Origin of the sequence: Pasteurella sp. XG20, assembly GCF_018968665.1 — a bacterium.
Classification (GTDB): Bacteria; Pseudomonadota; Gammaproteobacteria; order Enterobacterales; family Pasteurellaceae; genus Pasteurella; species Pasteurella multocida.
In genome coordinates this window covers 1,217,606-1,231,251 of sequence record NZ_CP076656.1, presented here as the reverse complement: position 1 = coordinate 1,231,251, position 13,646 = coordinate 1,217,606, and the positions used below count along the sequence as shown (strand labels likewise).

The following is a 13,646-nucleotide window of genomic DNA, read 5'->3' as shown; positions in this document are numbered from 1 at the left end:
CTGGTTTTTTGTTGTGATAGGCGATGAAAATGTTGTTAAATCTCACCGCACTTTTGATTCGTTTTTTATTGAAATAGGTGGCGGTATTGCATCAGTTCTGCCTGAGTTAGCGCAAAGACACCGACACCACCGTTTTTGAGTTCAACCCAATTAAAAGGCACATCAGGATATTGCTCAATTAAATGTACCATGCTATTACCCACTTCACAGACTAGTACACCTTGCTCTGTTAAATAATCTGGCGCGGCATAGAGAATTTTTTTGGTAATTTCTAGACCATCGACGCCAGATCCTAATGCCATTTCTGGTTCATGATGAAATTCAGCTGGCATATCAGATAAGTCTTCCAGATCAACATAAGGTGGGTTTGCTACAATCAAATCATACTGATCTTTGGCTAAGTCATGAAATAAATCTGATTGGATAGGGTAAACACGATCGAGCATATTGTGGCGCTCAATGTTAATTTGCGCGACATCAAGCGCATCAGAGGACAGATCGACGGCATCTACTTCTGCTTCAGGGAAACGTTCTGCACAAGCGATAGCAATACAACCACTGCCTGTACACATGTCTAAAATACGTTTAGGTTCCTGCGGTAATAGTGGTGCAAAACCTTCTTGAATGAGGGCGCTGATTGGTGAACGCGGCACAATGACGCGCTCATCTACATAGAAATTTAAGCCACAGAACCACGCTTGATGGGTCAGATAAGCAACGGGGATACGTTTTTCTAAACGTTGAATAATCAGACGTAATAATACCTCTTTTTCTGAGCGAGTCAGATGCGCTGAATAATATTCATTAGGAAAATCAATAGGCAAGGCTAAGGTTGTTAAAATGAGCTGTAAGGCTTCATCCCAGGCATTATTATAGCCATGACCATAATAAATATCGGAGCGGTTAAAGGTGCTGTAAGTCCAGCGGAGAAAGTCTTGAATAGAATGCAATTCTTGATGAACTTGATCAGCAATGATTGTTTCAATCAGCTCTTGATTATGTGTCATAACGTACCTTTTATCATAAGAGAAAACTGGCGTAGTTATATCATATTCCGCCAAATTTTGGAAATCATGTCTCATAAAGATATGTTATTATGAATCTATTTGAATATGGAGAGCAAAAGAATATGTTAGAGCCGGATGATATTGCGTTATTCCGCGGTGCAGTCAAAGGGGTGAAAGCGCTTAAGCAGGATAAGTTTATTGCCCCTCGTCAGAAAATGTCTAAAAAGAAATCAACATTAAGAGATATTCGCGAAAAAGAGGATACCCTCTTTTACTTCTCTGATGAATATGAGCCATTGTTAAATGAAGAAAGTGCGGTGAGATATTTACGTGAAGGCGAAGATTCTCATATTTTAAAGCAATTACGGCGCGGTGATTTTTCGCCAGAACTTTTTTTGGATCTTCATGGGTTGACTAAAGAACAAGCGAAAATAGAACTCGCCAGTTTATTACAAGCCTGCGAAAATGAACATGTGTATTGCGCGAGTGTGATGACCGGTTATGGTTCGTATATTTTAAAGCGCCAAATTCCACGTTGGTTAGTACAACATCCTAAAGTACGCGCCTTACATCAAGCCCCAAAAGCATGGGGCGGTGATGCAGCTATTTTAATTTTGTTTGAGGTTTAAGTTGATTTGTTGAAACGTATGGTAAAGTGAAGGCAAGATCTGACTAATCATATTCAATTGCTGAATCGGCACGCTAAACTGCGGTTGAAATAGATGACCGGCTTGCTCAGTGTTCGCGTGCTTTAAATCACTCTCAATCCTTTCTTGCATTTTTTGGAACACCTCCGGTCTGAGTTTTTCAATATGCTCCAATACATAAATAATTTTCTTGGCAATTGGATAAAATCCTGCCAGAAATTCGGTATTTTGTTGTAATGCCTTCATATTACTACGATAAGCGCCTAATGCGGAAATATAGCTCAATAAAGAATAATTAATCTTCAGTAACTCAAAACCTTTTTGCAAATGTGCTTGGTATTTGTTTGGTTCATTATTCATATTTGAAATGGTGGTACTCAGGGCGGTGGCATTTTCATGGGCGTGGCGACGTACAATACGGTATTTCAGGTTATCTCCTTTACCAAATTGCAGTTGGCTAATCACATAAAGTAAGTATTTGGCATTGCTTTTTACCGCTTGACGGCTGACTTTATCGAGTTGTAAGTAACGCCAATCTGGCCATAAATAAGACACAGCAAACCAAGCAATAAAGGCGCCAATGAATGTATCTATTACCCTTGAATACATCGCTTCATGAATATCAAAACCCATTACATCAAAGCTGATTAGTACTTGTAATGTGATAAAGAAAGTCGAGAAACTGTAGTTATTCGTTCTAAAAAAGAAAAATAAAGTACTGGTTGCCACAATCAAACCAAGTTGCAGTTCCAGTGTTGGATTAATATAAGGCAGTAAGGAACCGATAATGACGCCTAGAATTGTCCCAATAATACGTTGACGAAGGCGCAGTTTAGTAGCGGAATAATTGGGCTGACAGACAAAAACGGAGGTTAATAAAATCCAATAACCTCGCTCTAATTGAAAAAATTCAACAATAGAACAAGCGGTAAAAACGACGATAGATAAGCGAACAGCATGTCGAAACAGTTGAGAATTAAAATGGCAGTGACTTTTCATTGCATACAGGATATTACGTAAACCACGAACTTGTTCTGTATGAATTTTAGCGGTAGATGCACGTTCAGCTTGGTGTGTTTCTTGATCAAGATGACTAAGTTGCCATTCAACAGCTTGCAGGTTTTCAATCAAGGTCTTAAGATTTAGCACCACTTGTTCATTTTCTAGATGGGTTTTTGCATACAATTCAAAAGATTGATTTAGCCCTACAATCGCTTTTTCGACTTTATTATTGTAATGGTACTCTTTATTTTGCTGTAAACTTAAACCGATTTCGCGACAGGCTTGGGCTTGTAATTCAAATAAGCGTTGAATACGAAAAATGAGATCCGTGTTTTTGAGCTGTTCCGCCATAGTATGATAATTAAATAGACTAGAGTTCGCGCGCTCATGAATGTCTTGTGCCGCAAAATAATAACGGATCATTTTTTGTGTGCGGCTATGGCGGTTTTGACCTCGAATACGATAGAACAGAGCAATTCTGGTGGCATTAAATGCCTCAATAAGCGCACTGTCTTTCATGGCTAAATTCACTTCTTTATTCGCCAGTTGTTCAATTTCATCGGGATCAAAAAATTGTGATTTCGCGTCAAGATAGTGTCCCAAGGCTAAGAAGGATTTCGCGATACTTTCTTGTACTGGACGATTAGGAAAAAACAAATGCACAACTAAAGTGATCATGCTGTAAAGCAATGTCCCACATAAAATCATAATGGGGTTGATAAACCAAATAGTTTCTGGAAAGTAAGAAAGCGTTGTGTAAAGGGCGATAACTAAAGTGCCAAAGGCAATGGTGCTATAGCGCTGTCCTATTGCACCTACCATGGTAAACATAAACGTCATGGCCGTCATCAACAGCGTAAATTGAAAACCATGACCAATGCTAATTTGCACCACTAGTGAGGAAATAGAGAAGGCAAGTAAGGTATAGAAGATATTTTTTAATCGCCCAGTTAAACGATTATCTAAGTCCACTAATCCGCCAGCGATAATGCCCAAAATAAGTGGCATGCTTTGTTCGGAGATATCCAGAAGCCAAATAGCGAAAGCCGCAATATTTATCGCAATAAAAATGGGGATCGTTGCGATAATTTTTGCATTAAACCAATTATTCATGCGTGTTCTTCTCTCATTCCTTGAGTCCTTTATTTAGTGATGACGGCGCTGATAATATTGTTGTGCTGCTTGTTGTCTTGCGATTTCAGCCACTTCTTTGGGGACAACGCGTTGACCAACAGGCAACAGTGCAATGCCCGCTAATTTAAAATTGGCAAGTCCGACCGGAATGCCTATGATGGTTAAACATTGTGCAATGCCGGAAAAAATATGGCATAAGCAGAGCCACCAACCAAACAAGATAAACCAGAGTACATTCAGTACCGTGCCTAAGGAATTGCTAATAACATGCGTTGGTTCAAGGTATTTCACATGAATAATGTCATTACCAAATGGCATGAGGGACATTTTGCTAATTTCCCAACAACTACGTGTATAAGGTAAGGTGACAATTAAGAGCGCGCTAACCAGCGTTGCGAGCAACCAACCTAAAGTGGTAGCAAAACCACCTAGCACAAAATTCAGGATATTTAAGATTAATGCCATCGTTTATTTATTCTCCGTACATGATCAAAACGTGAAGATAAAAAATAGCTCAATATTAAGAGATCAATATCGAGCACCATTATAATGTGATTTCTGCATTTTTGACAAAAATAACCGACAACTGATGTTATTTTAAACGTTCTTTCAAATAGCCGTCATAATCAGGAATTCGTACTTTGGTTTCTTGAGCAAAGCTAGGTGATGTAATGAGAAAATCTGCTGTTGCCATATTCATTGCGACGGGAATATTCCACACCGTTGCGATTCGCATTAATGCTTTGACGTCAGGATCATGGGGGACTGCATTCATCGGATCCCAAAAGAAAATCAATACATCAATTTGTTTTTCTGCAATTAAGCCGCCCAATTGTTGATCGCCGCCCATTGGACCACTGAGTAAACTTTTAATCGGCAAATTTGCTTCTTTTTGAATGAGGTTGCCAGTTGTTCCTGTCGCATAAAGGGTATGTTGTGCTAATAAAGTGCGGTGAGTTTTACACCAATTTATCAAATCTTGTTTACAGTGGTCATGTGCAACCAGTGCAATATGTTTATTAACAGACAAGGTACGTGCGGTACTCTGCATGATATCTCCTTAAACATGCTAAAGAAAAAGTGAGCAAAATGCTCACTTTATGTTATGTTTATTTTTGACCTTTGGCCCAACTTAAGAAACGTTGCTGTGTTTCTTTATCTGCTTGCTGATACCAGTATTGCAACATTTGTTCGGCTACATTTTCACCTTGAACAGTAATTTTTCCTTTTTGTGCTTTACCAAATCCAGGCATTGCAACGGGCATTGTAGTACTGGCTAAACGCGCCACTGCCGCTGGCGCACCAGAGGAATTATATTCAGATAGATTTTCAATTAGATTAATGCCCGGTAAGAAACCTTCTTGTTTCAGATATTCTTGTTTTGTCGCAATTTCTACGCCTGAAACAGTTTTAACAGTGATCTTAGGTGATTTTTTAAAAGCGTTTGCATCTCTTTCAGTTTCTAAGCGAGGAGCGGAAATAATGATGTCATCTGTTGTACCTTGGAAAGTGACGACAATAGGATCTGATTCATAAAGTGAGCGGTCAGAGCCTGTACGGATAATTTCAGCCACACGAACAACCACTTGGTGAGGAAGAGTATCACTTACATTAAAAGAGCGTTTTTCTTTTAAAAGTGATTTACTTGGCTTTTGTCCATCAATGGCAAGAAAATCAATGTTTGATGAACTTGTCACAACACCTGCAACGCTTACAGTGCTTGTTAATAGAGCGACGCTAGCTAATGCAGCGAAACGAAATTTCATATTTGCTCCTGTCTTGGTAAAGGAAATAAGTTTGGAACGAAAACACTTTATTCATGAAAGTGCTAGGTTGTATGCTATGCTAAATTCAGTTAAATGGAAATAGAAAAGTTTATTTTAATTGAAAAAAATGTGATGAGCTTAAAACTTTTCAGTGGAAGGGATGAGAGGTGAGAATATGTTGAAAAAACAGTTTATTGTTTATGGTTTAGTACAAGGCGTGGGATTTCGTTATTTTACTTGGAAAACCGCCATGCAAATAGGGGTTAAAGGCTATGTGCGTAATCGTGATGATGGTAGTGTTGAGGTCGTCGCTGTTGGTTCTACGACACAATTAGCGCAATTACATACATGGTTAACACAAGGACCGAGAACGGCATCGGTTGAACAAGTGATTGAACAAGAGTATGCCGATTCTCGCGAATTTACTGATTTTTCTGTGCGATATTAGCTTAAATTGGCTTTTGTATGTGCCATTTTAATTTTTGATATCCTAATGCGAGCGTAAAGAACATGGCTTGTAATAAAATAATGCAAGGTCCTGTTGCTGCGTCAATATGATAACTAATAATCGTCCCAAAAATACTGGTGATGACAGACATACAAATTGCAATGAGGAGCATGATGTCGAAACGCTTACTTAATAAAAATGCAGTGATACCCGGTGAAATTAACATAGCAACCACTAAAATCACCCCGACCACTTGCATCGCCATGATAATGGTTAAGGCAAGTAAGACCAGTAAGCCATAGTGTAATAGCCGAGGTGAAAGCCCTGCGACGCGGGTATGACTTTGATCAAAACAATAAAGCAAGAAGTCACGACGTTTAAGCATCATGATGACAAAAATGATTGTTGCAATAATAAAAGTTTGCACTAACTCAGCACGACTAACACCCAACAGATTACCAAATAAAATGTGGGTAAGGTGCTGTTCTGTTTCGACTTTAGTAAATAAAACGATACCAAAGGCAAACATCCCAGAAAAAACAATCCCCATTACGGTATCTTCTTTAATACGGCTATTTTCTTTCAGATAACCGACGCTTAATGCACAAAATAAGCCTGCACCAAATGCGCCAAAAGTGAGTGGTAAACCAAGCATAAATGCAATGACAATTCCCGGCAAGACAGCATGTGAAATTGCATCGCCCATTAATGACCAACCTTTTAAGACTAAATAGCAGGAAAGCACTGCACATATAATCGCAACGATCAGTGCGGTGAAGAGGGCATTTTGCATAAAAGGATACAAGAAAGGTTCAACAAACCAATTGATGATATCAGCCATGGTTTGCCTCCTGATTTTTCCCATTTTGTACCGCACTTTGCCGGCGTAAGACACCATATTTCGGTGAAAAACAAAAGGCGAGCAAGAAAATTGCAGTTTGCAGACACACGATTAAACCGCCTGTTGCTCCATCTAGATAATAACTTAGATAAACCCCAACGATGCTAGTTGTTGTTCCTAATATTACTGCAATCGTCGCTAATTTTCCAAATCGGTCGGTTAGCAAATAAGCGGTTGCTCCAGGGGTAATCACCATAGCAATCACTAAAATGGCACCGACAGTTTGTAACGCAGCCACGACGCAAGCACTGAGTAAAGTGAAAAACAGTACTTTATAGCGCAAGGGGGAAAGCCCAACAGAAGTCGCATGGGTTTCATCAAAAAACACTAAGAGGAGATCTTTCCAAAATAACAGCAGTAAACTTAATGTAATGACAATAATGATGGCGACTTGCGTTACGTCTTCATCTGCAATGCCTAAAATGTTGCCCAAGATGATATCTTGCACATTAACTGATGTTGGGTTAAGCGAGATAATCAATAACCCTAAGGCAAAGAATGTGGTAAAGATAAAACCAATTACCGCATCTTCACGTAATTTAGTAATTGATTTGATCCACAAAATCGAAAGTGCGGCTAAAATACCAGAAAAAAAGGCACCAAGTGCGTAAGGTAAGGAAAGGGCATAGGCAATGGCAACACCGGGGACGACAGAGTGAGAGAGGGCATCACCAATTAAAGACCAGCCTTTTAGCATTAAATAGGAAGACATAAAAGCACAAATTCCGCCTACTGCTGCGGAAAGAAGAATTGCCTTTACCATATAATTATATTGGAAAGGTTCAAGCAATAAATCCCACATTATTGTTCGCCTTTTCGTTGAGGATGTTTAGTAATAGGTGCGGGCGGATCATTTTTCGTTTCACCATAGAAGACAGCAGGAAGTTCATCATCACTTAATACGGTAACGGAGCGGCTATCCTCATCATCGTGGATATCTTTTCCAAGTAATTTAATATGACGTAACACCCCACCGAAGACTAATTCGAGATTTCGTTGTGTAAAGGTTGTTTCCGTTTTACCTGCCGCTAATACAGTGCGGTTAATCATCACCACTTGATCACAGAAATCAGGTACAGTACCTAAGTTATGGGTAGAAATTAAAATTAAATGCCCTTCACTTCGTAGTTGATCCAACAATGCCATAATCGCATTTTCCGTTTTTACATCAACGCCAGTGAAGGGTTCATCTAACAGAATAATTTTACTTTGTTGGGCAAGGGCACGTGCTAAGAACACCCGTTTTTTTTGACCACCAGATAACTCACCAATTTGGCGATCAGCAAGATGTTCAATATTGACGCGCTGCATGGCTTCTTTTACTTTTTGTTTGTCAATCGCTTTTGGCATACGTAAAAAGTTCATATAACCATAGCGTCCCATCATCACAACATCATAGACGGAAACGGGAAACTGCCAGTCAACATCTTCTGATTGAGGCACATAAGCAACGAGATTTTGTTTCAACGCTGCTGAAATTGGCAAGCCACAAAGTTGAATTTCGCCTTTTTGTGGCTTAACCAATCCCATTAGGCTTTTGAAAATGGTGGATTTTCCACTGCCATTCACACCTACCAAAGCACAAGTTGTACCGCCTTCTAAGTTAAAGGTCGTATCATAAATTGCAAGGTGTCCATTGTTATAACGAACAGTGACATCATTGACTGAAATGGATGCAATGGTAGGAGAGGGCATTATTTTTCAAATCCTTTAACAATAGTGGAAACAGTGGTGTTTAATAAATCGATATAGGTTGGTACTGGTCCTTTAGCAGTAGATAAGGAATCTACATAAAGTACACCACCGTATTTTGCTCCCGTTTCTTTGGCAACTTGTTTTGCAGGTTTATCCGAAATGGTACTTTCACTGAACACCACAGGAATATTGTTTTTGCGTACTGTTTCAATTACATGACGCACTTGTTGTGGTGTGCCTTGTTCTTCCGCATTAATTGGCCATAAATACGCTTCTTGTAAGCCATAATCTTTTGCTAAGTAGCTGAAGGCGCCTTCACTGGTTACTAACCAACGTTGACCTTCAGGAATTTTGGCGAGTTTTTCACGTAATGGTTGGTCTAATTGTTTGATTTTATTTGCATAATTTTCCGCATTCTTGACATAGATGTCGGCATTTTTCGGATCATATTTCACCAATGCATTTTTAATATTTTCAATATAAATTAAGGCATTTGATGTTGACATCCAAGCATGTGGATTTGGTGCATCTTTGTAAGGACCTTCATAAATTGAAATTGGCGTGATTCCTTCTGTCACAACGACAGCCGGTTTATCTTTCACGTTTTCGAAGAATTTTTCAAACCAACGCTCAAGATTTAAGCCATTCCATAAGACGAGATCGGCATGTTGTGCTTTGACGATATCTTTTGGTGTCGGTTCATAATCATGAATTTCCGCACCCGGTTTGGTAATTGACTCAACAATGGCTGCATCACCAGCAACATTTTGAGCAATATCTTGAATCACAGTAAACGTAGTGACAACTTTGAATTTTGCAAACGCAGGCGATGTAAAAATACCTAACATAATTGCACTTAAAATAACAGTTAAGCGACGCATATCATTTTCTCCTTAATGTTGTTGGTTAATAAAGTCGCCTCGCTATTCTATGCTTAAAAAATAACTTTGTAAATAAAAATGATTCTCAAATTTAAAAATTTAACTTTTTGATTTATAAACATTTTGCTGGTTTAGGTAAGCCAGCTAGTTTTGTCGCTTGTTTTGCCGGTCCGTCTGGAAATAAACGTTGTAAATAACGACTGTTGCCTTTGTCTTCCCCCAGCTTCTGAGCCATGGCTTTGACTAGCATACGAATGGCTGGTGAGGTTTTATATTCTTGATAAAATGCACGGACAAAATAAATCACTTCCCAATGGGCATCCGTTAAGTCGATATTTTCTTGTTGGGCGATAGCACGCGCGACATCTTCGTCCCATTGTGTTAAGTCGAGTAAATAACCATGCGCATCGGTTTCAATTTGTTGTTGATTGACTTCTATCATCTTTTTCTCAATTGACCTTATTTTTACGGCGTCATTATAGCAAAACGCCCCAAAAATGGGGCGCTTAATTTATCTATTAAATGGATTCGTATTTTAGATTAATCTTCATTGGATAAAATCGAGAAGATATTGAGTAAGCTAATAAATAAGTTATACAGTGATACGAAAATACTGACTGTTGCACGAATATAGTTGGTTTCTCCGCCATGAATAATATTGCTGGTTTCGTAGAGAATACCCAAAGTAGAGAACACGACGAATAAACCACTGATAGCAATGTAAAGCATTGGTGATTGGAAGAAGAAACTGGCAACCATACCGAGTAAAAGGACAATGAATAAAGCGAAAATGGTACCAGAAAGGAAAGACATGTCTTTCTTTGTCGTTAACACATAAGCTGAACAAGCAAAGAACACTGCCGCTGTGCCGGCAAGGGCTAAGACGACAATATCACCTGCACCGTGACTGACATAGACATTTAAAATTGGTCCTAATGTATAGCCTAAAAAGCCGGTAAATGCGAACGTAGAAAGAATCCCTAAACCACTGTTGGATAATTTATAAGTTAAAAATAATAAACCGTAGAAGCCTGCTAGCATCAAAATGAGACCTGGGCGTGGTAAGTTTAGGCTCATTGAGATGTAAGCGACCACTGCTGAAAAAGCGAGGGTTAAACCTAATAAGAAATAAGTATTGCGTAACACTTTGTGGGTGTTAAGTAGAGATGTTTCTCTGCTATCTAGAACAATGCGAGATTCCATGGTATGAAGGCTCCTTTAGCAATGGAATAAAGATAAAACGATGGCGATAAAGTACTGGTTCATCATTGAAAAGTCAATGTTAAAACGTAACAAATTTGTAAAAATTGAATAAATAAAATGCAATATGACTGAAATCTCAGCATTTGTGAACTAGGTCGGTATTTTTTCATTTACTCAATTCATTAACTATATTATAGTGCACTGGTCTACATCACGGAGGAATGGTCGAGTGGTTGAAGGCAGCGGTCTTGAAAACCGGCGAGGGTTTACGCCCTCCGTGAGTTCGAATCTCACTTCCTCCGCCATAGAATGTCGTAGCCGTAAGTTAAGGATATGTAAAATCAGTAACTTACGGTTTTTTATTTGCTAAAAATCCACTGTTACTATTATTACTTGCTACCACATTTGACATAATCCAAGAATGTGTGTGACGAAAGTTGACTTGATTTATGTAATTCAATCAATGCTTAGCATTCAAGTGTGTGTATTTTTGAACTATTTCCTTTGTCTCCCAACTGCCTAATGCGTTTATACAATAAGTAGGGTGCCACGTTGAGTATCTTCACTTGTTTACGAGTGATGTAATTCATCATATCAGGTGCTAACACGATGACTTTTTTGTTCTTTGCTTTTATCAAGGTCAGTGCATTTAGCTTGGCTTGCTTTTCTTGATTGCGTATACGTATATTAGCAAGGTAGTAATGAGTTTACGTTAGTAACAACATTTTCTACGCCTTCTTTGTTTGCCCTCACAACCTCCTCCTCATTGTTATATTTGGTTTGGATATTTTTAACTTCTTTGCGTATGAAATACCTCTTTAAGTTCTGCCAGTACAAATTGCGTAACTTTGCCATGATAATGATTAAATGCAGTCATAGCAGTAATGTCTAGAGGTTTGGGGTGGAGTAACGCAGTTAATGGTAACCTGTTAAGTTGTGAGCCAAGAAACTCATCTACTAAGAGCTGCTCTGGCATAATAGCCCACCCGATCCCTTGATTCACTAAGTCCATCATCAAGTAATAACTATTGACTTGCCAATATTGTGGAGAAATCGGTGTAATGTCAGTGTTGCGGTGGATGAGCTGGACGAAGTGTGCTAAATCGGCATTGTTTACCTCAGTAAGTTGAGATAATGGGTGAGAGGGGGCCGCTGCAGCAACAAAACGCTGTTGACCGAGCAACTGCACAGGAAGATCAGATTGTACTTGATTTTGGTAGAGGATACCGATATTCAGTTCACCTTGTTCTATTTTTGAGCGAATTTCAGCCGCGGTGGAAAGTTGTAAATCCAACTGGGTATGTGGAAAGCGTTGGTGCAATTTAACAAAGATCTTTGTGAGTTGTTCATCCCACAAAGTGTCTTCAAAAGCAATACTCAACCGATATTCCTGAGGTTCAGAAAGAGCGGTCGCTTTTTGTTCGAAATAGTGTATTTGCTGTAAGACATGTTTTACCATAGGCAGTAAAGCAGCGCCATTAGACGTAAGATGGGCTGCGTTTTTGCTACGATCAAACAAGGTTTGATTGAGCGCGATTTCTAAATTTGCCACAGCACTACTAACTGCTGATTGTGCCTTACCTAACTTGCGGGCGGCTGCTGATATCGAGCCATTTTCACATACTGCGACAAAAGCTTTGAGTTGTTCCAAATTATACATATCTCCTCCTTTTTATCTATTTTATCGTTTGATTTTAATCTTTGCTATCTGAAAAATAGATAGCCATTGATTTTTCATAGCAATATTTTCTTTTTACAATACGCTTCATTTTAAGGAGAGCAGCCTAATGCAGAGGTTTTATTCCAGATCATTAGCAAGCGCACCATACTCTAACATTGAGTATGAATGCTGTAGTTTAAAATGGTGATGAGGAAGTTTACACATAGAAATGGACGCGTTTTTTGTATTACAAGTAATCAACGTTCAAGCGTCTAAAGCACCCACGACGATAGGGGTTGGCTTCCAATGTTGAGTGGTGTTTGACAGCATTACAACAGATAAAGCAATAATTTTATTGTAAGGAAATTTTACTAAATGAGTGCAATTCATAATTTAAAACATATTGGCATACAACATAAGAAACAGCTTATTGGCACATTTACCCTTGTGTTGCTAGAAAATCTAATGCTGATGACTTACCCGATTTTCGGGGGGTTTGCCATCAATGGTGTGGTGGCGGGTAATTTGTCCCAAGCCTTGACGTATTCCGCTGTGGTGTTGGTGATGTGGCTGATCGGGTCTGCACGCCGTGCTGTGGATACCCGAACCTTTACTCGTATTTATGCAGCGATAGTAGTCCCGCTCATTGTACAACAGCGACAACAAGGCGAGCTTACCTCAACCGTATCTGCTCGAGTAGCATTGTCGCGTGAGTTTGTCGATTTCTTCGAGCAACATTTGCCGGTGTTAATTACTTCAGTGATTTCTATTGCTGGGGCTGTATTGATGTTACTGGTTATCGAATTTTGGTCAGGTTTAACGGCACTCGTGATTCTGTTGTTTTTTGCCTTATTGGCACCACGTTACACTCACACTAACGACCGGCTTTATTTTAAGCTCAATAACCACTTGGAAAACGATGTGAAGATGATCGAGCGTTCGCATACACCGCATTTGACACGCCATTACGATTTTATTTCGCGTTTGCGGATCATTATTTCCAACCGAGAAGCGCTCAGCTATTTGCTAGTTGGTATTGCGATGGCTATCTTGTTTGGTGTCACTATGACGATTTTGACTTTCACACATGAAGTCAGTGCGGGTCATATTTATGCAGTCATCAGCTATCTGTGGACGTTTGCTATGAGTTTGGACGATATCCCACGCTTATTAGAGCAATTCTCGCAGATTAAAGATATTGGTAAGCGGGTCAAAATTGAAGAAAAAAGAGGAAGCTAAATAATGCAGGTATGTGACAAAATCAGCACAATATATTATCCGTTATTTCACCCTGCAAGATGA

Annotated in this window: 15 protein-coding genes and 1 tRNA gene; 4 read left to right on the top strand and 12 right to left on the bottom strand. The window is 39.2% G+C overall.

The genetic code is table 11. The features are described from left to right. Positions 1–65 precede the first annotated feature (65 nt). Entirely contained in the window at positions 66–1,007 is a 942-nt protein-coding gene (prmB, locus tag KPF51_RS05655) for a 50S ribosomal protein L3 N(5)-glutamine methyltransferase (RefSeq protein ID WP_005726087.1), read from the bottom strand. A 122-nt stretch (positions 1,008–1,129) separates the two neighbouring features. On the opposite strand from prmB, the gene smrB reads away from it, so the two are divergent. Continuing rightward, positions 1,130–1,636, top strand: coding sequence for an endonuclease SmrB (smrB, locus tag KPF51_RS05650; protein ID WP_005721623.1), 507 nt, complete (start codon positions 1,130–1,132; stop codon positions 1,634–1,636). Here smrB and yccS read toward each other — a convergent pair. From yccS to KPF51_RS05630, 4 genes are all read right to left on the bottom strand, one after another. Then, positions 1,616–3,769: a YccS family putative transporter gene (yccS, locus tag KPF51_RS05645; RefSeq protein ID WP_061405958.1), complete on the bottom strand. Its 2,154-nt coding sequence runs from the start codon at positions 3,767–3,769 to the stop codon at positions 1,616–1,618. The two genes, smrB and yccS, sit on opposite strands and share 21 nt — an antisense overlap. Positions 3,770–3,802: 33 nt before the next feature. Continuing rightward, positions 3,803–4,255 (bottom strand): YccF domain-containing protein, encoded by a 453-nt coding sequence (locus KPF51_RS05640; RefSeq protein ID WP_005726091.1) that lies wholly within the window; start codon positions 4,253–4,255, stop codon positions 3,803–3,805. 127 nt (positions 4,256–4,382) lie between these two features. Beyond that, positions 4,383–4,841 carry a methylglyoxal synthase gene (locus KPF51_RS05635; RefSeq protein ID WP_064661108.1) on the bottom strand — a complete coding sequence of 153 codons (459 nt, stop codon included), beginning with the start codon at positions 4,839–4,841 and terminating at the stop codon, positions 4,383–4,385. Positions 4,842–4,899: 58 nt separating this feature from the next. Beyond that, the gene (locus tag KPF51_RS05630; protein WP_005726092.1) at positions 4,900–5,556 is read right to left on the bottom strand and encodes a DUF2057 domain-containing protein; all 657 of its coding nucleotides are present in this window, start codon (positions 5,554–5,556) and stop codon (positions 4,900–4,902) included. A 175-nt stretch (positions 5,557–5,731) separates the two neighbouring features. Here KPF51_RS05630 and KPF51_RS05625 point away from each other — a divergent pair, with 175 nt between their 5' ends. After that, on the top strand, positions 5,732–6,004 hold the full coding sequence (locus tag KPF51_RS05625; RefSeq protein WP_005726093.1) for an acylphosphatase: 273 nt from the start codon (positions 5,732–5,734) through the stop codon (positions 6,002–6,004). 1 nt (position 6,005) lies between these two features. On the opposite strand, the gene KPF51_RS05620 is transcribed toward KPF51_RS05625, so the two are convergent. The 6 genes from KPF51_RS05620 to KPF51_RS05595 form a co-directional block, all read right to left on the bottom strand. After that, on the bottom strand, positions 6,006–6,845 hold the full coding sequence (locus KPF51_RS05620; protein WP_005726094.1) for a metal ABC transporter permease: 840 nt from the start codon (positions 6,843–6,845) through the stop codon (positions 6,006–6,008). Continuing rightward, positions 6,838–7,707, bottom strand: coding sequence for a metal ABC transporter permease (locus KPF51_RS05615; RefSeq protein ID WP_005721634.1), 870 nt, complete (start codon positions 7,705–7,707; stop codon positions 6,838–6,840). Before KPF51_RS05615 ends, KPF51_RS05620 begins: the two co-directional genes overlap by 8 nt. Next, a complete protein-coding gene (locus KPF51_RS05610; RefSeq protein WP_010906625.1) occupies positions 7,707–8,600 on the bottom strand; it encodes an ATP-binding cassette domain-containing protein in 894 nt (297 codons plus the stop codon). The genes KPF51_RS05615 and KPF51_RS05610 overlap by 1 nt, the downstream gene beginning before the upstream one ends. Continuing rightward, the gene (locus KPF51_RS05605) at positions 8,600–9,481 is read right to left on the bottom strand and encodes a metal ABC transporter substrate-binding protein (RefSeq protein WP_005726096.1); all 882 of its coding nucleotides are present in this window, start codon (positions 9,479–9,481) and stop codon (positions 8,600–8,602) included. The genes KPF51_RS05610 and KPF51_RS05605 overlap by 1 nt, the downstream gene beginning before the upstream one ends. 112 nt (positions 9,482–9,593) lie before the next feature. After that, entirely contained in the window at positions 9,594–9,923 is a 330-nt protein-coding gene (locus KPF51_RS05600) for a TusE/DsrC/DsvC family sulfur relay protein (protein WP_005721637.1), read from the bottom strand. A 98-nt stretch (positions 9,924–10,021) separates the two neighbouring features. After that, complete coding sequence (locus KPF51_RS05595) at positions 10,022–10,684, bottom strand: Bax inhibitor-1 family protein (protein WP_005726097.1); 663 nt, start codon at positions 10,682–10,684, stop codon at positions 10,022–10,024. 215 nt (positions 10,685–10,899) lie between these two features. Here KPF51_RS05595 and KPF51_RS05590 point away from each other — a divergent pair. Next, positions 10,900–10,989: transfer RNA gene (locus tag KPF51_RS05590), tRNA-Ser, on the top strand. A 485-nt stretch (positions 10,990–11,474) separates the two neighbouring features. Here KPF51_RS05590 and KPF51_RS05585 read toward each other — a convergent pair. Continuing rightward, positions 11,475–12,344, bottom strand: coding sequence for a LysR family transcriptional regulator (locus tag KPF51_RS05585; protein WP_061405959.1), 870 nt, complete (start codon positions 12,342–12,344; stop codon positions 11,475–11,477). Positions 12,345–12,719: 375 nt separating this feature from the next. On the opposite strand from KPF51_RS05585, the gene KPF51_RS05580 reads away from it, so the two are divergent. Then, positions 12,720–13,583 carry an ABC transporter six-transmembrane domain-containing protein gene (locus KPF51_RS05580; protein ID WP_061405960.1) on the top strand — a complete coding sequence of 288 codons (864 nt, stop codon included), beginning with the start codon at positions 12,720–12,722 and terminating at the stop codon, positions 13,581–13,583. Positions 13,584–13,646: the final 63 nt, after the last annotated feature.